This window comes from Curtobacterium sp. AC273 (assembly GCF_979253735.1).
Map to the genome: position 1 here is coordinate 265031 of NZ_CEEDDU010000006.1, position 20114 is coordinate 285144.

Consider the following 20114-nt stretch of genomic DNA (forward strand, 5'->3'; position numbering starts at 1 on the left):
TCGGCCCGCTGGTGGCGGTTCAGGGCCTGGAGGCGCTGCTCGCCGCCGTCTCGCGCGGCACCTTGACGAGGATGCCCACGACGATGAAGAGCGCCGCTGCGACGAGCTGGAGGGCCGCCCAGACCTGGCCCGGGATCTCCACGACGGCGAGCGGGTTCCAGCAGACGGCGACGGCGGCCATCAGGACGGCTGCCCACCAGGCACGGCCGCGGACGGTGAACACGAGCACGATCAGGGCCAGCACGGTCACGCCCCAGCGGGCGAAGACGAACGCCGACGAATCGACGATCGCGACGCACGCGAGCAGGACGATCGCGGCGATGAGCGACGGTGCGAGCGCGGGCCGGGTGAACGGCGGCAGCTCCGCCTTGCCGGTGGCGGCCGGCCGAGCCCCCTGACCGCTGCCCGTGGTCCCCCGGGCAGGCGTCGTGGGCAGCCCGCTCTGGGACGACCCCACCGGGGGCCGCCCCTTCCGAGCGGCCATCAGGCCGAGGCGCCGTCGAGGTCGATCGCCTGGATCGAGCGGGACATCGGCGGGAGCTCGCGGACCCGCTCGAGGGCCGGCACGAGTTCGGCGAGGTACGCGCGGTAGCCCTCGTCGGTGAGGTGCAGCCCGTCGTCGGTGAAGCGCTCGTCGAGGTGATCGCCGTCGGCGAGGGCGGGCCACGCGTCGAGGTACTGCGCGTGGCAGGTCGCGACGAACTGGCGGAGGTGCCGGTTCGCGGCCTCGATCTTCGGGGTGAAGTCGGCCTGGCGGGGCAGGATCGACACGAGCAGGAGGCGCACGCCCGGGAGCTCGCGCCGGAGCGTGACGAGCACCGACTCGACCCCGCGGACCACGTGTTCGACGCTCGCGCGGTGGTTGCCGAAGTCGTTGGTGCCGACGAGCAGGACGATCACCTCGGGCTGCTGGGCGATGACGTCGTCGAGGCGCGCGAGCACCCCGTCGGTGGTGTCGCCGCTGACGCCCTGGTTGACGGTGCGCTCCCCGGCAGCCAGTCGCCCCACGACCCCTGGGCCGTGATGCTGTCACCAAGGAACAGGACGGCGCCGTGGTCCTCGGTGGTCGCTGCCCCGTCGGGCTGGACTGCGTCGTCGGGCTGGACTGCGTCCGCGGTCATGCTGCCTCCTCGTGTGCCGGTTCCTGGTTCCCATTCTGCTGGGTCCAGTTCCGCCCCGTCGACTCGGTGTGCTCGGACTCGCGTTCGGCGGCGGCCGTGATGCGCTCCACCATGCCGGGGAAGATCACCCCGTGGAACGGCAGGATCGAGTACCAGTACAGCCGGCCGGACAGCCCCTGGGGGAAGTAGATCGCCCGTTGCCGGTAGTCGCTGCCGCCGTCCTCGGCCGGGGTCACGGTCATCTCGAGCCACGCACGGCCCGGTGACTTGAACTCGGCGCGGAGGCGCAGGTAGCGCCCACGCTCCAGCCGCTCGACACGCCACCAGTCGAGGGCGTCGCCCTGCTCGAGGCGCTTCGGGTCACGACGGCCACGACTGAGGCCGACCCCGCCGGCGATCTTGTCCATCCACCCGCGGGCGACCCAGGCGAGCGGGAACGAGTACCAGCCGTTGTCGCCGCCGATGGACTCGACCACGCGCCAGACGTCCTCGGCCGAGGCGGACGAGTGGCGCTTCCGGTCGTCGACGTACACGGTGTGGCCGGCCCAGTCGGGGTCGCTCGGCAGCGGGTCCGCCGGCGTCGCCGCGAGGGTGGCGTTCCGCCAGCTCGTCTCGACCTCGCCCGTCCGCATCCGGCTGAGCGCGAGCCGCACCGCGCGGCGGTAGGTCGTGAGCCCGCCCGCCGGCCGCGGGACCACGTCGTCGATGGCGTGCTCCCGCTGGACGCACTCGAACTGCAGCGACTCGATGATCGGCGTCGCGAGCTTCCGCGGGATCGGTGTGACGACGTTGAACCAGTGCGCGGCGAGGCGCGGCGTGAGCACCGGCAGGACCGAGATCGGGCGCTGCGGCAGCTTCGCCTCGACCGCGTACCCGTTGAGCATCTGGCCGTAGCGCAGCACGTCGGGCCCGCCGATGTCGAACGTCCGGTTGACGTCGGCCGGGATCTCGAGCGCCTGCACGAGGTAGTAGAGGACGTCGCGCACGGCGATCGGCTGGATGCGGTTGCGCACCCACCGCGGTGCCGGCATCCACGGCAGGACGTCGGTGACGTGGCGGATCATCTCGAACGAGGTGCTCCCCGACCCGATGACGACGCCGGCCTGGTACGCGATCGTCGGCACCCCGGACTGGAGCAGGACGTCGCCGACCTCCTTCCGGCTGCGGAGGTGCTTCGACAGCTCGCCGTCCGGGTGCAGTCCGCCCAGGTAGACGAAGCGACGGACGCCGGCGGCCTTCGCCTCGTGCGCCATGGTCTCGGCGGCCTGGCGTTCGGCGCGCTCGAAGTCGCCCTCCGCCCCCATCGCGTGCGCGAGGTAGTACACGGCCTCGACCCCCTCGACGGCGGCGCGCACCGCCGTGGCGTCCTGCAGGTCGCCCTCGGCGATCTCGACGTCGTCGTGCCAGGGGACGTCCTGGAGCTTCCGAGGGGGTGCGGACGAAGACCCGGACGCTGTGGCCGGCTTCGAGGAGACGTGGGACGAGGCGACCGCCGATGTACCCGGTGGCCCCGGTGACGAGGACGTGCATGCGGGGAACGGTACGCGGGTCGCCTCCGGGTAGGCTTGCGGGGTGGACAATGCAGCGTTCCCCGCCGAACCCCAGCAGATCAGTGCCGATGTCGTCCGGGGTCTCATCGACCACGCGATCCTGAAGCCCGAACTCACCCGTGCGGACGTCGACGCCCAGCTCGACGAGGCTGCCCGGTACCGCGTCTTCAGCGTGTGCGTCCGTCCGAGCGACGTCGCCCACGCGGTCGAGCGCCTGCAGGGCACCGGGGTCGGCGTCGGCACCGTCATCGGCTTCCCGCACGGCACCACGTCCACCGGCGCCAAGGTCGCCGAGTCGCTCCAGGCCCTCGCCGACGGCGCCTTCGAGCTCGACATGGTCCAGAACATCGGCGCCGCCAGGTCCGGCGACTGGGAGCGCGTCGAAGCCGACGTCCGCGCCGTGGTCGACGCCGCGGGCAGCACCGTCGTGAAGGTCATCCTCGAGACCGCGTTCCTCGCCGACGACGAGATCGTCGCCGCCTCCCGCGCAGCCCGGTCCGCCGGCGCGGCCTTCGTGAAGACCTCCACCGGGTTCGCCGGCGGCGGTGCGACGGCCGAGCACATCCGCCTCATGCGCGAGACCGTCGGACCCGACACCGGTGTGAAGGCCTCGGGCGGCGTCCGCGGGCTCGACACCCTGCTCGAGATGGTCGAGGCCGGAGCGAACCGCATCGGCACGAGTGCCTCCGCACGCATCCTCGACGACGTGGCGCACCGCACCGAGACCGGCACCGCGTCGGCCCTCGGCGACGACACCTCGTCCTACTGACCGGAGCGACCGACGTCGACGACGTCGGCCGGCCCACCCGACCCGACCCACCACACGGGCCGGTGCCCACCGGACGCGAGGCTGCGTCCCGCAGCCGCACCGTGCCTCCAGTCCGCCGCATCGGAGCGAGCATGACCACCACCGCAACGCAGACCACCCCGCTGGCCCTCGCCGTCGACCTCGGCGGCACCAAGGTCGAGGCCGCGCTCGTCACCGACGCCGGCGTCGTGCTGCCGGCCACGCGCTTCCGCAGCCCGACCGGACCGCAGCGCACCTCCGACGAACTGCAGGCGGCCGTCGACGAGGTCGTCACCGCGGCCCTCGCGGCCCTGCCCGTCGACGCGACGCTCGTCGGCGTCGGGATCGGCTCGGCCGGCCCCGTCGACGAGGAGCACGGGCTCGTGTCGCCGCTCAACATGCCGGTCTGGCGCGGCTACCCGCTGCGCGACCGCGTCGCAGAGCACGTGCCGGCAGGCGTCCCGGTGACCCTCCGGATGGACGGGCTGGCGATCACGCTGGCCGAGCACTGGGTCGGGGCGGCCCAGGGCTACGACCACGTGATGGGCATGATCGTGTCGACCGGCGTCGGCGGCGGGCTCATCCTGCACGGCCGCACCGTGAGCGGTCCGACCGGCAACGCCGGGCACATCGGCCACGTCGAGTGCGGCGGCTTCGACGACCACTGCGCCTGCGGTGGCACCGGGTGCCTCGAGGCGATCGCCAGCGGCCCGAAGACCGTCGCCTGGGCACAGCGCCAGGGCTTCACGGGCACCACCGGCGAGGAGCTGTCGGCGGCGTACGCGGCCGGCGACGAGATCGCCGTCGCTGCCGTCCAGCGGAGCGGCCGGGCGCTCGGGCAGGCGATCGCCGCCGCCACGAGCCTGGTCGACCTCGAGATCGTCGCGGTCGGTGGCGGGTTCTCGCACGTCACGCCCGACCTGTTCGAGTACGCGCGGCAGGCCGTCGCGGAGCGCGTCGAGTTCGGCTTCGTGACCAAGGTCCGGATCGTCCCGACCGGCCTGTCGCAGGACGGTCCGCTCATCGGAGCCGCAGCGCTCGTGCACCGCGCGGACGTCCTGCGCTGAGTCCGCGCCGGTCGAGCGCCGCGCCGGTCCCACAGGGCGGCCGTCGGCTGTGGAGGTGGCCGGTGACGGCCTGGAGGCGCGGTGCGGGCCCGCCACGCGCCTCCAGTCCGTCTGCACGCCGTCCGCTGTCCACAGGGGTGCCGGACGGACAGGGTGGTCCGGCAGGATGTGCGGGTGCCCCGCTCGCGACTCCTGACCAGCGACGACTGGCCGGAGGCCGAACTGCGCGCCGCGGTGCTCGCGGGTGAGCTGGTGCCCGTCGGACCGTGCTGGGCCTCCCCCGCCGAGCCGCAGACGCCGGCGCTGCGGGCTGCCGCTGCCGCGTGGGTCCTCCGTGACGGTCGGCTCATCGCGAGCACACTGACCGCCGCCTGGATCTGGGGTGCGGCGTCGCGGCCGCCCGCCCCGCTCGAGGTGTGCGTCCCGCCGCAGGTCCGGGTGCACGTGGAGGCCGACGTCCGCCTCCGCGAGGTCCGCATCGACCTGCGCGACACCGTCCGGTTCGGTGCCCTCCGCGTGACGGTGCCGGCGCGGACCGCCGTCGACCTGCTGCGCACCCCGGGTACGGCGGGCGGGCGGTTCGGTTGTGCCGAGGCCTCCGCCGTGGCCGGGCTCCTGGCGACCGGTGCCACGTCGGCGGCAGTGGTGCTCGAGCGGCTCTCCGCCCTCGGGACCGTCCCGATGGTCCGGCAGGCCGAGCGACGGCTGCGCGACCTGCAGGACGCCCCTCAGGCCCCGATGGACGTCGGTCCGGTCAGCCCGCGCTGACGCGGTAGACGTCGTAGACGGCGTCGATCCGTCGGACGGCGTTCAGCACGCGGTCGAGGTGCGTCGTGTCGCCCATCTCGAACACGAACCGGCTCAGGGCCAGACGGTCCGACGAGGTCGAGACGGTCGCCGACAGGATGTTGACGTGGTGGTCGGTGAGGACCCGGGTCACGTCGCTGAGCAGACCCGACCGATCGAGCGCCTCGATCTGGATCTGCACGAGGAACACCGACTTCGACGACGGGGCCCACTCGACCTCGATCATCCGGTCGGGTTCGTTCATGAGCGACTTCACGTTCGTGCACGACGCCTGGTGCACCGAGACGCCCTGGCCCCGGGTGATGAACCCGACGATCTGGTCGCCCGGCACCGGGGTGCAGCACTTCGCGAGCTTCACGAGGATGTCCGGCGCACCGCGGACCAGCACGCCGCTGTCGCTGTTGCGCAGCTGCCGGCTCGTCACCTGGCGCGGGAACGCGAGCTCCGGTTCGTCCGTCTCGGTCTCGGCCTGGACGTTGCCGAGGACCTTCTCGATGACCGACTGGGTCGAGACGTGCCCCTCGCCGATGGCGGCGTACAACGCGGACACGTCGTCGTACCGCATCGAGGACGCCACCTCGGAGATGGAGTCCTGGCTCATGATCCGCTGGAGCGGCAGGTTCTGCTTGCGCATCGCACGGGCGATCGCGTCGCGGCCCTGCTCGATCGCCTCTTCGCGTCGTTCCTTCGTGAACCACTGCTTGATCTTGTTCCGGGCACGTGGGCTCCGGACGAAGGTCAGCCAGTCCTGGCTGGGACCGGAGTCGGGGTTCTTCGAGGTGAAGATCTCGACGACGTCACCACTCGACAGTGCGCTCTCGAGCGGCACGAGGCGACCGTTGACCTTGGCGCCCATCGTGCGGTGCCCGATCTCGGTGTGCACGGCGTACGCGAAGTCGACCGGCGTCGCACCCGAGGGCAGGCCGATGACCTTGCCCTGCGGCGTGAAGACGTACGTCTCCTTCGCACCGATCTCGTACCGCAGCGAGTCGAGGAACTCCCCCAGGTCGCTCGTCTCGGCCTGCCAGTCCGTGATGTGGGCGAGCCACGCCATGTCCTGGTCGGTCGCTGACGAGGTGTCGACGTCGCGACCGGCCGCGCGCTGCTTGTACTTCCAGTGCGCCGCGACACCGAACTCGGCGCGCTGGTGCATCTCGTGCGTGCGGATCTGGATCTCGACGGCACGCCCCTGCGGCCCGAGGACCGTGGTGTGGAGCGACTGGTACAGGTTGAACTTCGGGGTCGCGATGTAGTCCTTGAAGCGCCCCGGCAACGGCGTCCACCGCGCGTGGACGGACCCGAGCATGGCGTAGCAGTCGCGCACCGTCGGCACGAGGACGCGGATGCCGACCAGGTCGTAGATCTCGTCGAACTCGCGCCCGCGGACGATCATCTTCTGGTAGATCGAGTAGTACTGCTTCGGCCGCCCCATGACGTCGCCGCGGACCTTCGCCGCCTTGAGGTCCTTCTTGAGGGTGCCGATGACGTTCTGCACGAACTGCTCGCGCTTCGGCTGACGTTCCTTGACCAGGCTGTCGATCTCGACGTAGAGCTTCGGGTGCAGGACCGCGAACGAGAGGTCCTCGAGCTCGAGCTTGATCATCTGGATGCCGAGCCGGTGCGCGAGCGGCGCGTAGATCTCGAGCGTCTCCTTCGCCTTCCGTGTGGCGGAGGCGGACTCCACGAAGCCCCAGGTGCGGGCGTTGTGCAGGCGGTCGGCGAGCTTGATGACGAGCACCCGGATGTCCTTCGACATCGCGATGACCATCTTGCGGACGGTCTCGGCCTGGGCGCTGTCGCCGTACTTGACCTTGTCGAGCTTCGTGACGCCGTCGACGAGCATGGCGATCTCGTCGCCGAAGTCCTGGCGCAGCTGGTCGAGCTGGTAGTCGGTGTCCTCGACGGTGTCGTGGAGCAGGGCGGCGGCGATCGTGATCGTGCCGATGCCGAGGTCGGCCAGGATCTGTGCCACCGCGACCGGGTGCGTGATGTACGGCTCGCCCGACTTCCGCTTCTGCCCGTCGTGCGCACGCTCCGCGACCGAGTACGCGCGCTCGATGAGCGTGACGTCGGCCTTCGGGTGGTGCGAGCGCACCGTGCGGATCAGGGTGTCGACGGCGCCGGCGGGCTGCGCACGCGAGAACAGCCGGGGCAGCAGCGACCGGAGGGAACCGAGGTTGCCGGTGGTGTTCGGGCCGAGCGGGCTGGACGGACGCGGAGCGGAACCGGGACGGCTGGCGCCTTCGCGCGCTGCGCCGTCGCCGCGCGCTGCGTCGTCGCCGCGCGCTGCGTCCTGGGGGGTGGACTCACGGGTGTCCGTCATGATGCGCCTCCCGGGGACTCGGCCAGAGCTCGATCCGAGCTCGATCCGACAAGACTACGCGTGCCCGGTCAGTGCTCGTGACGCGGTTCAAAAAAAAAAAAAAAAAAAGCCCTGGGCGTCCGACCGGACGACCGGGGCGCCGGACTGCTCCCACGCGACCATCCCGCCGGTGAGGTTGACCGCCGGCACGCCGGACTGCTCGAGCGCTGCCACCACACGGGCCGAACGGCCGCCGGAGTGGCAGACGATGATCGCCGGCTCGTCACCGCCGTCGATCTCCTTCCAGCGGGCGACCAGCTCGGACATCGGCACGAGCGTTGCCTCGGGCGCGTGGACGTCGTCCCACTCCCCTGCTCGCGGACGTCGAAGAGCCGCGCGCCGGACTCGAGGCGACGACGTGCCTCGGCGACGTCGATCTCGGTGATCTCGGTGGGCATCAGACCTCCGCCGTCGCGTCGACCTCGCGCCGACGCTTCTCGGCGGCGGCCTGCTTCTTCGCGTCGGCCTGCTTGACCTTCGGCTCGTTCTCGCGCAGGTGTGCGTACATCGGCGAGGCGATGAAGATCGTCGAGTAGGTGCCGACGATGATGCCGATGAAGAGCGCCAGCGAGATGTCGCGGAGCGTCCCGGCGCCGAGGACGTACGACCCGATGAAGAGGATCGCCGCGACGGGCAGCAGCGCCACGACCGAGGTGTTGATCGAGCGGACGAGCGTCTGGTTCACCGCCAGGTTGACCGACTGCACGAAGGTCCGGTGGGATTCCTGACTCGTGTTCTCGCGCACCTTGTCGAACACCACGACGGTGTCGTACAGGGAGTACCCGAGGATCGTCAGGAAGCCGATGACCGCGGCAGGCGTGACCTCGAGCCCGACGATGCCGTACACACCGGCCGTGATCAGGAGGTCGTGCAGCAGCGCGACCATCGCGGAGACCGACATCTTCCAGGTGCGGAAGTACACCGCCATGAAGACCGCGGCCAGCGCCAGGAAGATCACGAGCCCGCGGATCGCCTGGGCCAGCACGTCGGCGCCCCAGGTCGCACCGATGAACGTCGCCGCGACCTTGTCCTCGGGCACGTCGTACGCCTTCGCCAGGGCGTCCTGCACCTCGGTGGTCTCTCGGTCCGTCAGCTGCCCGGTCTGCACGCGGATGCCGTGCTGGCCGAGCTGCGAGACGCGCGGGACGCCCTCGGGGACGATCGACTCGACCGTCTCCGTCGCGAGGTTCTGGTCGAGGGTCTTCACGTCGGAGAGCGTGAACTCGGAACCGCCGGTGAACTCGATGCCGAGCTGGTACCCACCGCGGAGCCACGGCACCGCGAGCGAGATCGCGATCGCGATGACCGCGATGAGGTACCAGGTCTTGCGCCGGCCGACGATGTCGTACGAGCGCTTCCCCGTGTAGAGGTCGCTGCCGAACTGGCTGAAGCTGGCCATCAGTCGTCCTTCCCGTCCGGCGTGGTGCCGTTCTCGACGGAACCCTGCTGGGCCTTCCGCTCCGCGATCGTCTGTCGGCGCTGGGCCTCGCCCGCACTGCGCTGGCGCTTGCCGTCGACCACGGGGGCGCGGAACTGTGCCCGTCCCCGGTAGACGGCGCCGAGGGCCGCTGGATCGAGCCCGCTGAACTTGTGGCCCTCGCCGAAGAACCGGCTGCGGGCGATGATCTGCATCATCGGGTGCGTGAACATCACGACCACGACGACGTCGATGAGGGTCGTGAGGAGCAGCGTGAACGCGAAGCCCTTCACGTCGCTCACCGCGAGGATGTAGAGCACGATCGCGGCGAGGAAGTTGATCGAGTCGGACGCCAGGATCGTGCGCAGCGCGCGCTTCCAGCCGGACTCCACGGCGCTCTCGAGCCCGCGACCGTCACGCAGTTCGTCACGGATGCGCTCGAAGTACACGATGAAGGAGTCGGCCGTGATGCCGATGGCCACGATCAACCCCGCGACGCCGGCGAGTGACAGGCGGTAGTCGACGCGCCAGGACATGATCGCGATGACCAGGTAGGTCAGGGCCGCGGCCACGCCGAGCGAGAGCACCGTGACGAAGGCCAGCGCCCGGTACTGGATGACCGAGTAGATGATCACCAGGATGAGCCCGATCAGACCGGCGACGAGGCCGCCGACGAGCTGCGCGGTACCGAGGGTCGCCGAGATGTTCTCGTTCGACTGCACCTGGAAGTTGATCGGCAGGGCGCCGTACTTGAGCTGGTCGGCCAGGGTCTTCGCGGACTCGGCGGTGAAGTTGCCGGTGATCTGCGCCTTGCCGTTGGTGATCGCCGCGTTCGTGCTCGGGGCGGTGATCACGGAGCCGTCGAGGACGATCGCGAACTGGTTCTGCGGGGCCTGCAACGACACCAGGCGGTTCGTGACCGTCCGGAAGTCCTTCGTGCCGTCACCGTTGAACGTCAGGTTGACGGCCCACTGACCCGTCGACGTGCCCTGCGAGTCGGTCGCGAGACCGGACGTCGCGTTGCTGATGTTCGAGCCCGGGGCCTCGACCGGTCCGAGGATGTACTTGGCCAGCACCGTCCGCGTCGCACGTCACGAGGGGCTCGTCGTCGAGCGCCGCGGTGACGTCGTCCGGCGCCTTGCAGTCGTAGTTCGTGTAGAGGTCCTGCAGCTTCGGCGTGACCCAGTTGAGGTCGCTCGCGTTCGACGGCTTCGCGCTCGGCGTCGCGGCGGGTGACGCCGGCGGCGAGTACGGCGTCGGGGACGCGGACGAAGTCGGCGTCGCCACCGACCGAGGAGCTCGTCGCCGCCTCGGTGTAGAGCACCGGGCGGAACGTCAGCTTCGCTGCGGCCTCGATGCGGTCGATCGTCGCCTTGTCCGGCTTGCCCGGGATGGAGACGACCGATGTTGTTCGTCCCCTGGGTGTTGATCTGCGACTCGGAGACACCCGTGGCGTTGATGCGCTGCCGGATGATGTTCACGGCCTGGTCGAGCTGCTGGCTCGTCACCGAGGCCGCCCTCGGTGTTCTGGGCCGCGAGGGTCAGCTGCGTGCCGCCCTGCAGGTCGAGGGCGAGTTCCGGGACCCAGCTGGCCCCTTCGAACCACTTGCCGCTGTCGTCCTTCGTGGATCCGGCGAGGATCGACGCGGCGGTGTTCAGACCCGCGAGGACCGCCATCAGGATCACCAACCAGGTGAGCGAGCGGATCGCCTTCTTGACGGGTGTCGATCGTGCCACCGGTCGTCTCGTCTTTCTGTCAGGACCGACGGTCGTGACCGGCGGCAGGTGTCGCCGCCGGATCGGTGGACCCGGCGGCCGAGATGTCAGTCTTCGGTCTTGCGCTTCGCCGCGTCGGCGTCGGTGTCGGTCGGGTCGACGCGCTCACCGTAGACCGGCTCGCCGTTGAGCTCGGCGACGGGCTTCGGCGCTGCCGGCTCGTCTTCCGGCGTGGCGGTGGTCTCGATGTCCGACGCGCTGTCGTCGACGACGCGCGACAGGGTCTGACGGTGCACGGTGACGACGGTGCCGGGGGCGATCTCGACGTCGGCGGTGACCTTCTCGTCGTCGACCGACAGGAGCGTGCCGTACAGGCCGAAGGAGAGCATCACGCGAGCACCCGGCACCATCTTGGTGGCGAGCTCGCCCTGCTGCTTCTTGCGCTTGCGGCTGTTGTAGAACATGAAGGCCGCGAACGCCACGACGATGACGATGAGGATGACTTCTTGACCCATGATGCGATGCCTTCTCTGGTTGCTCGGTTTCGGGCCGTAGCAGTCTAGGGCACACGACTGTGCGTGGCATGTCGACCCCGGACCGCCCGGACGGTCAGACGGTGTCGGGATCGGTGTCGTCGTCGAACAGCCCGGGCTGCGCGCCGGCCGCCTGCCCCGGGGTCATGCCGAAGTGGCGCCACGCCTGGGGGTGGCGATCCGGCCGCGCGGGCTCCGGGTGACCAGGCCGACGCGTACGAGGAAGGGCTCGACGACCGACTCGATCGTCTCGGATTCTTCACCGACGGACACCGCCAGCGTGTTGAGGCCCACCGGTCCCCCGTCGAACCTGGTGAGCATGATCTCGACGACGGCGCGGTCGAGGCGGTCGAGGCCGAGCTCGTCGACGTCGTAGAGGTCGAGGGCGCCCTGCACGGCCGCCATGCCGTCGGTCGTCCGGTGCACGAGCGCGTAGTCCCGCACGCGGCGCAGCAGACGGTTCGCGATGCGGGGTGTGCCGCGCGACCGGCCGGCGATCTCGCGCAGTGCCGTGCGGTCGATGTCGAGTTCGAGCAGGTGAGCGGCCCGGATGAGGACCTGCTCGAGCTCGTCCTTCTCGTAGAACTCGAGGTGCGCGGTGAACCCGAAGCGGTCGCGGAGCGGGTTCGGCAGCAGGCCGGCGCGCGTCGTGGCCCCGACGAGGGTGAACGGCGCGAGGTCGAGCGGGATGCTCGTCGCACCGGCGCCCTTGCCGACCATGACGTCGATCCGGAAGTCCTCCATCGCCAGGTAGAGCATCTCCTCCGCCGAGCGCGCCATGCGGTGGATCTCGTCGATGAACAGGACCTCGCCGGGGACGAGGGACGACAGCACGGCCGCGAGGTCGCCGGCGTGCTGGATCGCTGGCCCGCTCGACATCCGTAGCGGACGGCCGGACTCGTGCGCGACGATCATCGCGAGCGTGGTCTTGCCGAGCCCGGGCGGGCCCGCCATCAGGATGTGGTCGGGGGTGCGGTCCTGCATCGCGGCGGCCTTGAGGAGCAGGTCGAGCTGGCCGCGGACCTTGCGCTGGCCGACGAACTCGTCGAGGGACTTCGGCCGGAGCGCGCCCTCGAACGCGAGCTCTTCCTGCGACTCGGCGCTGGCGGCGGTGATGCCGCTCACCGGCCGGCCCCGGCGGGACGGAGCGCACCGAGCGCCGCGCGGAGCAGCGCCTGCGTCCCCATGGTCGCCGCACCCGGCTCGGTCGCGATGGTGTCGTCGACCGCACGCTGGGCCGCGTCCTCGCGCCAGCCGAGCCCGACCAGCGCCTCGACGACGTCGACGGCGGCCGGGTGGGCCGCTCCCCCGCGGGCGGCTGCGACGACGGGCGCCTGCTCGAACGCGGCGAGCTTGCCGGACAGGGCGACGATGATGAGCTTGGCGGTCTTCGGGCCGATGCCGGAGACCTTGCGGAACGCGCCGTCGTCGTCGTTCGCGACGGCGTTCGCGACCTGTGCGGGTTCCATGTGGGCGAGGACGCCCATCGCCGACTTGGGGCCGACGCCCGAGACGCTGCGGAGCAGGTCGAACACCTGGAGCGCGTCGGTGGACTCGAAGCCGAAGAGCAGGTGCTCGTCCTCGCGCACGATCATCGCGGTGCGGAGGAACACCTCGGCGCCGTGCCGCATCGACAGTGCGTGGGCCGGCGTGACCGTGACGGCGTACCCGACGCCCCCGACCTCGACCACGACGGCCGATCCGGCGACGTCGATGCAGGTGCCCCGGAGACTCGCGATCATGCCCCGAGCCTACGGCCGCCCACCGACGATGCCGACCTGCCACGCTGCGGTCGTGCCGCGGCGGCAGCTGCACGGGCGAGCGGTGAGTCGACGGTGCCGCCCTGGGCGTCCCGCCACGCACGCTGTGCCGGGGTGAGGTTCGTCGGACGCGAGCCGACGGTGTCGGGCGAGCCGAGCCTCCAGGCATGGCACACGGCCAACGCGAGCGCGTCGGCGGCGTCGGCCGGTTTCGGGGCCTCGTCGAGCCCGAGCACGCGCGCGATCATCGTCTGCACCTGCCGCTTGTCGGCGTTGCCGTAGCCCGTGACCGCGGCCTTGACCTCGGACGGGGTGTGCAGTCCGACCGGCAGCCCGCGGGCGGCCGCGGCGATGGAGCGCCAGGCCGGCCGCCTGCGCGGTGCCCATCACGGTGCGGACGTTCGCCTGCGCGAACACGCGCTCCACGGCGACGGCGTCCGGTCGGTGCTCGTCGATCTCGGCCGCGATGCCGTCGGCGATGAGCAGGAGGCGCTGCTCGAGCGCCATGTCCGCCGGCGTGCGCACGACCGTCACGTGGACGAGCCGGGCGCGCCGGTTCGGTGCGACCTCGACCACGCCGACGCCGCACCGCGTGAGCCCGGGGTCGACCCCGAGCACGCGCAGCATCGGGCTAGTCCTCGTCCTCGTCGAGCTCGGCCTGCACGTCGGCGGGGACCTCGAAGTTCGAGTAGACGTTCTGCACGTCGTCCGAGTCCTCGAGGGCGTCGATGAGCCGGAACACCTTGCGGGCGGTCTCGGCGTCGACCGGCACCTTGAGGCCCGGGACGAACTCGGCGTCGGCGGAGTCGTAGTCGATGCCGGCGTCCTGCAGCGCGGTGCGGGCCGCGACGAGGTCGCTCGCCTCGGTGATGACCTCGAAGCCGCCACCCTGGTCGATGACGTCCTCGACGCCCGCGTCGAGCACGGCCGTCATGACGGTGTCCTCGTCGAGGCCGTCCGTCTTCGTGACCGAGATGACGCCCTTGCGTGAGAAGTTGTACGCGACGCTGCCCGGGTCGGCCATGGTGCCGCCGTTGCGCGACATCGCGGTCCGGACCTCGGCCGCGGCACGGTTCTTGTTGTCGGTCAGAGCACTCGATGAGCATCGCGACGCCGTTGGGGCCGTAGCCCTCGTACATGATCGTCGTGTACTCGATGGTCTCGCCCGTGAGACCGGCACCGCGCTTGATGGCGCGGTCGATGTTGTCGTTGGGGACCGAGGTCTTCTTGGCCTTCTGCACGGCGTCGACGAGGGTCGGGTTGCCGGAGAGGTCGGCACCGCCCATCTTCGCGGCGACCTCGATGTTCTTGATCAGCTTGGCGAACGACTTCGCACGGCGCTGGTCGATGACCGCCTTCTTGTGCTTGGTCGTTGCCCACTTGGAATGCCCGGACACGGTGCTCCTTGCGTCTAGCGGAAAATCTGACTCAGTTTACCGGCCTGGAGGCGCGGATCGCCCCCGCCGCGCTGGTCGCGCCGGTCGTCCCGGTCGCGCTGGTCGTGCCGGTCGTCCCTACCCGCAAGACGCAACGGTAGCGGTTGCTCGCAGGGGTATTGCGCTGCGAACTGCCGCCAACGTTGCGTTTTGCGAGATGGGAGGGCGGTTGGGCGCTCCGGACGAGGTCGAGGAAGCGGCGGTGGAACCGGTCCTCACCCGCGACCTCGGGGTGGAAGGCGCTGGCGATGACGTTGCCCTGCTGCACCGCCACGGCCTGACCGTCCGGCAGGGCACCGAGGACCTCGACACCCGCGCCGTGCTGCTCCACCACGGGGGCCCGGATGAACACCGCGTGCACCGGGGCATCACCGAGCGCCGGCATCGGGATGTCGATCTCGAACGAGTCGTTCTGGTTGCCGAAGGCGTTCCGGCGGACCGTGGTGTCGAGCACGTCGAGCGTCTGCTGCCCGGTGATGCCGTCGGTGATGCGGGAGGACAGCATGATCATCCCGGCGCACGTGCCGTACGTCGGCAGACCCCGACGGATCGCATTGGCCAGCGGCTCGGCCACGCCGAACGCCCGGGACAACTTGTCCATCACGCTCGACTCGCCGCCGGGGATCACGACGCCGTCGAGGGCCTCGATCTCCTCGGGCCGACGGAGCGGCACCACGTCGGCGCCGAGCTCCGTCAGCGAGGCGATGTGCTCGCGGAAGTCGCCCAGCAGTGCGAGGACCCCGATGCGGGGCCGCGCACCGCTCGTCGTGCTACCAGCCACGCTCGGCGAGGCGGTGCGGTGCGGGCACGTCGGCGACGTTGATGCCGACCATCGCCTCGCCCAGCCCGCGGGAGACCTCGGCGATGACCTTCGGGTCGTCGTGGAAGGTGGTGGCCTTGACGATCGCGGCGGCACGCTTGGCCGGGTCGCCCGACTTGAAGATGCCGGAGCCGACGAAGACACCGTCGGCGCCGAGCTGCATCATCATCGCGGCGTCGGCCGGGGTCGCGACGCCACCGGCGGTGAAGAGCACGACGGGCAGCGTGCCGGTCTGTGCCACCTCCTTCACGATGTCGAACGGCGCCTGCAGTTCCTTCGCGGCGACGTAGAGCTCGTCTTCCTTGAGGTGGCGCAGTGCCGCGATCTCCTTGTTGATCGTCCGGATGTGCTTGGTCGCCTCGGAGACGTCGCCCGTGCCGGCCTCGCCCTTGGAGCGGATCATGGCCGCGCCCTCGGCGTGATGCGACGGAGTGCCTCGCCCAGGTTGGTGGCACCGCAGACGAAGGGGGTCGTGAACTTCCACTTGTCGATGTGGTTCCACGTAGTCGGCGGGCGACAGGACCTCGGACTCGTCGATGTAGTCGACGCCGAGCTCCTGCAGGACCTGCGCCTCGACGAAGTGGCCGATACGGGCCTTCGCCGTGACCGGGATCGACACCGCGGCGGTGATCTCCTCGATCATCGACGGGTCGGACATGCGAGCGACGCCACCCTGCGCGCGGATGTCCGCGGGGACGCGCTCGAGGGCCATGACGGCAGTCGCGCCGGCTTCTTCCGCGATGCGGGCCTGCTCGGCGTCGACGACGTCCATGATCACGCCGCCCTTGAGCATCTCGGCGAGGCCGCGCTTGACGCGGTCGGAGCCGGTGATCGAGGTGCCAGGGGTGCCGGAGGTGCTGGTGCTGTCGCTCATGATGCCGACCATCCTAGTCCGCCGCGGGCCACCCTTCGGCGACGAGACGGCGGGTCTCGCCGAGCAACTGGGACATCGACTTCGTCCGGGCGATGATCGGGAAGAAGTTCGCGTCGGACTGCCACCGCGGCACGATGTGCTGGTGCAGGTGCCCGGCGACCCCGGCCCCCGCGACCTCGCCCTGGTTCATCCCGATGTTGAAGCCGTCGCAGTGCGACACGGACCGCAGCACGCGCATCGCGGTCTGGGTCAGCTCGCCGATCTCGCGGAGCTCGTCCGGAGGTGGCCTCGTCGTAGAGCGGGACGTGCCGGTACGGGCAGACGAGCAGGTGCCCGTTGTTGTACGGGAAGAGGTTGAGCAGCACGTACGCGTGCTCGCCCCGCGCGACGATCAGGGCGTCCTCGTCGGACTTCCTCGGCGCCTCGCAGAACGGGCAGTCGTCGTCGTGGCCGCGGCCCTTGCCGTCCCGCCCGGCGTCGATGTACGCCATCCGGTGCGGGTTCCAGAGCCGCTGGAAGGCGTCCGGGACGGCCGCGCCGGTCGCGGCGTCCCGGATCACCAGCGGGTCCTGCTCGTCGGGCATCAGACCTGCGCGCGGTCGCGGATCGCGGTGAGGATGCGGTCCACGGCCTCGTCCACCGGCACGCCGTTGTCCTGGCGGCCGTCGCGGAAGCGGAAGCTGACCGCACCCGCGTCGCGGTCGTCGCCGCCCGCGATGAGCTGGAACAGCACCTTCTGCTTCGTGTGGTTGCGGATCTTCTTCTGCATCCGGTCGTCGGGGTGGTCGACCTCGGCGCGGACGCCGTGGCTGCAGAGCTTCGCCACGACCTCGTCGAGGTAGTCGCGGTACTCGGCCGCGACCGGGATCCCGACGAGCCTGCACCGGGGCGAGCCAGGCCGGGAACGCACCGGCGTAGTGCTCCGTCAGGACGCCGAAGAAGCGCTCGATCGAGCCGAACAGGGCGCGGTGGATCATCACCGGGCGCTGCCGGGTACCGTCGGCCGCCGCGTACTCGAGCTCGAACCGCTCGGGCAGGTTGAAGTCGAGCTGGACGGTCGACATCTGCCAGGTACGGCCGATCGCGTCGCGCGCCTGCACCGAGATCTTCGGGCCGTAGAACGCCGCACCGGCGGGGTCGGGGACGGGCTCGAGGCCGGGTTCCTCGGCGACCTCGCGCAGGGTGTTCGTCGCCTCGTCCCAGGTGTCGTCGTCGCCGACGTACTTCTCCGGGTCCTTCGTCGACAGCTCGAGGTAGAAGTCGTCGAGGCCGTAGTCACGGAGGAGCAGGCCACGAACTGGAGGCGTCGTGGTGAGCTCCTCCTTCATGCGCTCCTTCGTGGTGAAGATGTGCGCGTCGTCCTGGGTCATGCCCCGGACGCGGGTGAGCCCGTGGATGACGCCGGACTTCTCGTTGCGGTAGACCGTGCCGAACTCGAACATCCGCAGCGGCAGGTCGCGGTAGGACCGGGCCTGCGAGCGGTAGGCGAGGATGTGCATCGGGCAGTTCATCGGCTTGAGGTAGTAGTCCGCCCCCTGCCGCGTGACGTTGCCGTCCTCGTCGCGGGCCTCGTCCATGTGCATGGCCGGGAACATGCCGTCCTTGTACCAGCCGAGGTGCCCGGACTGCTCGAACAGGTCGCCCTTGGTGATGTGCGGCGTGTAGACGAAGGAGTAGCCCTCCTGCTCGTGCCGACGGCGCGGGTAGTCCTCCATCTCGCGGCGGATGATGCCGCCCTTCGGGTGGAAGATCGCCAGGCCGGAGTCGATCTCGTCCGGGAACGAGAACAGGTCGAGTTCTGCGCCGAGCTTGCGGTGGTCGCGCTTCGCCGCCTCTTCGAGCCGGACGAGGTAGGCCTTCAGCTGGTCCTTCTCGGGCCACGCGGTGCCGTAGATGCGCTGCAACTGCGGGTTCTTCTCGGAGCCGCGCCAGTACGCCGCCGCGACTCGCATGAGCTTCGGCGCGTTGCCGATCCAGCGGGTGTGCAGGACGTGCGGGCCGCGGCAGAGGTCCTGCCAGACGACCTCGCCGGTCTTCGGGTCGACGTTCTCGTAGGCCGTCAGCTCGCCGGCGCCGACCTCGACGCTCTCGCCGAGTCGCCGGACTCGGCGGCGCCCTTGAGGCCGATGAGCTCCTGCTTGTAGGGCTCCCCCGCCATGCGCTCGCGGGCTTCCTCGTCGGTGACGACGCCGCGGCGGAAGCGCTGGGCCTGCTTCACGATGCGGTCCATGCCCTTCTCGATCGCCTTGAGGTCCTCGGGGGTGAAGGGCTCGGCGGCGTCGAAGTCGTAGTAGTAGCCGTCGGTGACGGGCGGGCCGATGCCGAGCTTGGCCTCTGGGTTGATCTGCTGCACGGCCTGCGCGAGCGCGTGGGCAGCGGGTGGCGGAGGATGTCGAGCCCGTCCTGCTCCTGCAGGGTCACGGCCTCGGCGGTCTCGCCCGCGGCGGCGTCGGCCGCCAGGTCCTTGAGGACGCCGTCGACCCGGATCGCCACGACGCCGCGCTCACCGTCGAACAGCTCCGTGCCGGTCGTGGTCGTCGTCGCGGTGCGGGGCTCGGGTGCCTGGGGAAGCTCTTCGGGCGCGGGTGCGGCGACTGACTCGGTCACGATGATGGGACTCCTCGATCGAAATGGTGCGTCGAGACTGGTGCGAGCGTGCGGCTCAGGCGGGCACGGCGCCGAGCGTGGTGACGGGCAGCCGCGGCTCGAGGCGCGCGCGGCCCGCGAGGCCGTCGAGTTCGAGCAGGGCGGCGAAGCCGATGGCCTGGTACCCGGCACGCTCGAGCAGGGTGATGGTGGCGGCTCCGGTGCCGCCGGTGGCGAGGACGTCGTCGACGGCGAGCACCCGCGTGCCGGCGGGGAGCTGGCCCGGGCGCAGTTCGAGCTCGGCCTCGCCGTACTCGAGCGCGTACTGCTCGCTGGGGACCTCGCCGGGGAGCTTGCCGGCCTTCCGCACGGTCAGGACGCCGACCTGGTGCTGGGCGGCGATCCCGCCGGCCAGGGCGAAGCCGCGTGCCTCGATGCCGGCGACCGCGGCGAGCCCCTCGCCGATCGCGAAGGGGGCGGCGAGGGCTTCGCGGACCCGGCCGAAGGCCACCGGGTCGGAGAACACCGGCGTGACGTCGCGGAACAGGACCCCCGGCTTCGGGAAGTCCGGGACGACGGCGGTCCAGGCGTTCGACGAGTGCAGCTGCGGTTTCGGTCACCCCACAGCGGTACGGGAGGCACGGCGCGCGTCCGTCCCGCCCCGCACCGTGCGCGGACGGCCGGCACGGTGCGGGACGGGCAGAGGTGTTGTGGCGACTGAGGACGGTCAGTGCCAGCTCCGAGCGCTCGGTGCCAGAGGTGCAACGCCGCGCTGCGCAGGAGCCACTCGGCCTCGCGCTGCTGACGCTCCCGCTCGAGGCGGTTGCGCGTGGCGATGTCGACCGACGGTCGCACGTGGTGCGTGCGCCGGCTCCAGATGATGAGCGACATCCCGATGCGGGAGCGCGATGCGGTCGGACAGCGAGACCCGGCGGCGCACCGCACGGACGTCGGGAGGGCGAGGTGGTGGTGGTCTTCGTTGACAAGGTGTTCCCCTTCGAGGCGTGCCGGTTCTGGGCACGACGGAACTGCCCGGGACCCGGGCTCGAGAATGAATGCACAAGAATGCAATCCGCGGCTCGTGAGCGATTGCGCGAGCGCGGTCAGGAATTGCTGCCGATGTGTCGAGCGTCCCACCCACCACCGACATTCACGAACCACCGACCGGCGCATTCCGGCAGGCACCGCGCGGGCCACCGAAGTGGCGTCCGGGACGGTGCCGACCGAGCGTCAGCGGGGGTCGTGCCCGGTGCTGTCCGGCGAGCGGTGATCAGCTCG

General features: G+C 70.7%; 16 protein-coding genes and 7 pseudogenes. 4 read left to right on the plus strand and 19 right to left on the minus strand.

Annotated elements, in window-relative coordinates:
* Window positions 1-19: 19 nt before the first annotated feature.
* From ACZ8AI_RS11585 to ACZ8AI_RS11595, 3 genes and pseudogenes are all read right to left on the minus strand, one after another.
* A complete protein-coding gene (locus ACZ8AI_RS11585; protein ID WP_464858347.1) occupies window positions 20-484 on the minus strand; it encodes a DUF6804 family protein in 465 nt (154 codons plus the stop codon).
* Window positions 484-1008 (minus strand): GDSL-type esterase/lipase family protein, encoded by a 525-nt coding sequence (locus ACZ8AI_RS11590; RefSeq protein WP_464858348.1) that lies wholly within the window; start codon window positions 1006-1008, stop codon window positions 484-486. The genes ACZ8AI_RS11585 and ACZ8AI_RS11590 overlap by 1 nt, the downstream gene beginning before the upstream one ends.
* Window positions 1009-1117: 109 nt before the next feature.
* A pseudogene (locus ACZ8AI_RS11595) lies at window positions 1118-2651 on the minus strand (SDR family oxidoreductase).
* Between the two features lie 42 nt (window positions 2652-2693).
* Here ACZ8AI_RS11595 and deoC point away from each other — a divergent pair.
* The 3 genes from deoC to ACZ8AI_RS11610 all read left to right on the plus strand — a co-directional run bounded on the left by deoC (window position 2694) and on the right by ACZ8AI_RS11610 (window position 5293).
* Complete coding sequence (gene deoC, locus ACZ8AI_RS11600; protein ID WP_464858349.1) at window positions 2694-3440, plus strand: deoxyribose-phosphate aldolase; 747 nt, start codon at window positions 2694-2696, stop codon at window positions 3438-3440.
* Window positions 3441-3571: 131 nt separating this feature from the next.
* Window positions 3572-4525 carry an ROK family protein gene (locus ACZ8AI_RS11605; protein WP_464858350.1) on the plus strand — a complete coding sequence of 318 codons (954 nt, stop codon included), beginning with the start codon at window positions 3572-3574 and terminating at the stop codon, window positions 4523-4525.
* Between the two features lie 174 nt (window positions 4526-4699).
* Entirely contained in the window at window positions 4700-5293 is a 594-nt protein-coding gene (locus tag ACZ8AI_RS11610) for a type IV toxin-antitoxin system AbiEi family antitoxin (RefSeq protein ID WP_464858351.1), read from the plus strand.
* Here ACZ8AI_RS11610 and ACZ8AI_RS11615 read toward each other — a convergent pair.
* The 15 genes and pseudogenes from ACZ8AI_RS11615 to thrS form a co-directional block, all read right to left on the minus strand.
* Complete coding sequence (locus ACZ8AI_RS11615; RefSeq protein WP_464858352.1) at window positions 5280-7655, minus strand: RelA/SpoT family protein; 2376 nt, start codon at window positions 7653-7655, stop codon at window positions 5280-5282. The genes ACZ8AI_RS11610 and ACZ8AI_RS11615 overlap by 14 nt on opposite strands.
* A complete protein-coding gene (locus tag ACZ8AI_RS11620) occupies window positions 7639-7809 on the minus strand; it encodes a hypothetical protein (protein WP_464858542.1) in 171 nt (56 codons plus the stop codon). The genes ACZ8AI_RS11615 and ACZ8AI_RS11620 overlap by 17 nt, the downstream gene beginning before the upstream one ends.
* Window positions 7743-7961, minus strand: coding sequence for a rhodanese-like domain-containing protein (locus ACZ8AI_RS11625; protein WP_464858353.1), 219 nt, complete (start codon window positions 7959-7961; stop codon window positions 7743-7745). Before ACZ8AI_RS11625 ends, ACZ8AI_RS11620 begins: the two co-directional genes overlap by 67 nt.
* A 130-nt stretch (window positions 7962-8091) precedes the next feature.
* Entirely contained in the window at window positions 8092-9093 is a 1002-nt protein-coding gene (gene secF / locus ACZ8AI_RS11630; protein ID WP_464858354.1) for a protein translocase subunit SecF, read from the minus strand.
* Window positions 9093-10187 (minus strand): protein translocase subunit SecD, encoded by a 1095-nt coding sequence (gene secD, locus ACZ8AI_RS11635; protein WP_464858355.1) that lies wholly within the window; start codon window positions 10185-10187, stop codon window positions 9093-9095. Before secD ends, secF begins: the two co-directional genes overlap by 1 nt.
* A 15-nt stretch (window positions 10188-10202) precedes the next feature.
* Window positions 10203-10619, minus strand: a complete 417-nt coding sequence (locus ACZ8AI_RS11640; RefSeq protein ID WP_464858357.1) for a hypothetical protein — start codon at window positions 10617-10619, stop codon at window positions 10203-10205.
* Between the two features lie 315 nt (window positions 10620-10934).
* On the minus strand, window positions 10935-11342 hold the full coding sequence (locus ACZ8AI_RS11645; protein ID WP_464858358.1) for a preprotein translocase subunit YajC: 408 nt from the start codon (window positions 11340-11342) through the stop codon (window positions 10935-10937).
* Between the two features lie 94 nt (window positions 11343-11436).
* A pseudogene (gene ruvB / locus ACZ8AI_RS11650) lies at window positions 11437-12485 on the minus strand (Holliday junction branch migration DNA helicase RuvB).
* Window positions 12482-13102, minus strand: coding sequence for a Holliday junction branch migration protein RuvA (ruvA, locus tag ACZ8AI_RS11655; protein ID WP_071291527.1), 621 nt, complete (start codon window positions 13100-13102; stop codon window positions 12482-12484). Before ruvA ends, ruvB begins: the two are co-directional and overlap by 4 nt.
* Window positions 13099-13744: pseudogene (gene ruvC / locus ACZ8AI_RS11660) on the minus strand (crossover junction endodeoxyribonuclease RuvC). Before ruvC ends, ruvA begins: the two are co-directional and overlap by 4 nt.
* A gap of 7 nt (window positions 13745-13751) precedes the next feature.
* Window positions 13752-14517 (minus strand): annotated as a pseudogene (locus ACZ8AI_RS11665) (YebC/PmpR family DNA-binding transcriptional regulator).
* A 211-nt stretch (window positions 14518-14728) separates the two neighbouring features.
* Window positions 14729-15337, minus strand: a pseudogene (pdxT, locus tag ACZ8AI_RS11670) (pyridoxal 5'-phosphate synthase glutaminase subunit PdxT); the annotation flags it as partial.
* A complete protein-coding gene (pdxS, locus tag ACZ8AI_RS11675) occupies window positions 15327-16250 on the minus strand; it encodes a pyridoxal 5'-phosphate synthase lyase subunit PdxS (protein WP_464858359.1) in 924 nt (307 codons plus the stop codon). The gene pdxS and the pseudogene pdxT, both read right to left, overlap by 11 nt.
* A gap of 13 nt (window positions 16251-16263) precedes the next feature.
* Window positions 16264-16834, minus strand: a pseudogene (locus ACZ8AI_RS11680) (HIT family protein).
* Window positions 16834-18710: pseudogene (gene thrS / locus ACZ8AI_RS11685) on the minus strand (threonine--tRNA ligase). The pseudogenes ACZ8AI_RS11680 and thrS overlap by 1 nt, the downstream one beginning before the upstream one ends.
* Between thrS and ACZ8AI_RS11690 the strand changes: the two are divergent.
* A complete protein-coding gene (locus tag ACZ8AI_RS11690; protein WP_464858543.1) occupies window positions 18630-18848 on the plus strand; it encodes a hypothetical protein in 219 nt (72 codons plus the stop codon). The pseudogene thrS and the gene ACZ8AI_RS11690 sit on opposite strands and share 81 nt — an antisense overlap.
* A 64-nt stretch (window positions 18849-18912) precedes the next feature.
* Here the strand turns inward: ACZ8AI_RS11690 and ACZ8AI_RS11695 are convergent, their stop codons facing one another.
* The gene (locus tag ACZ8AI_RS11695; RefSeq protein ID WP_464858360.1) at window positions 18913-19362 is read right to left on the minus strand and encodes an adenine phosphoribosyltransferase; all 450 of its coding nucleotides are present in this window, start codon (window positions 19360-19362) and stop codon (window positions 18913-18915) included.
* Window positions 19363-20114: the final 752 nt, after the last annotated feature.

Excerpts from the sequence above, each read along its gene's own strand:
- ACZ8AI_RS11585 (WP_464858347.1), bottom strand. The coding sequence starts at position 484 with ATGGCCGCTCGGAAGGGGCGGCCCCCGGTGGGGTCGTCCCAGAGCGGG.
- ACZ8AI_RS11605 (WP_464858350.1), top strand. The coding sequence starts at position 3,572 with ATGACCACCACCGCAACGCAGACCACCCCGCTGGCCCTCGCCGTCGAC.
- ACZ8AI_RS11615 (WP_464858352.1), bottom strand. The coding sequence starts at position 7,655 with ATGACGGACACCCGTGAGTCCACCCCCCAGGACGCAGCGCGCGGCGAC.
- ACZ8AI_RS11625 (WP_464858353.1), bottom strand. The coding sequence starts at position 7,961 with ATGTCCGAGCTGGTCGCCCGCTGGAAGGAGATCGACGGCGGTGACGAG.
- secF (WP_464858354.1), bottom strand. The coding sequence starts at position 9,093 with ATGGCCAGCTTCAGCCAGTTCGGCAGCGACCTCTACACGGGGAAGCGC.
- ACZ8AI_RS11645 (WP_464858358.1), bottom strand. The coding sequence starts at position 11,342 with ATGGGTCAAGAAGTCATCCTCATCGTCATCGTCGTGGCGTTCGCGGCC.
- ruvA (WP_071291527.1), bottom strand. The coding sequence starts at position 13,102 with ATGATCGCGAGTCTCCGGGGCACCTGCATCGACGTCGCCGGATCGGCC.
- pdxS (WP_464858359.1), bottom strand. The coding sequence starts at position 16,250 with ATGAGCGACAGCACCAGCACCTCCGGCACCCCTGGCACCTCGATCACC.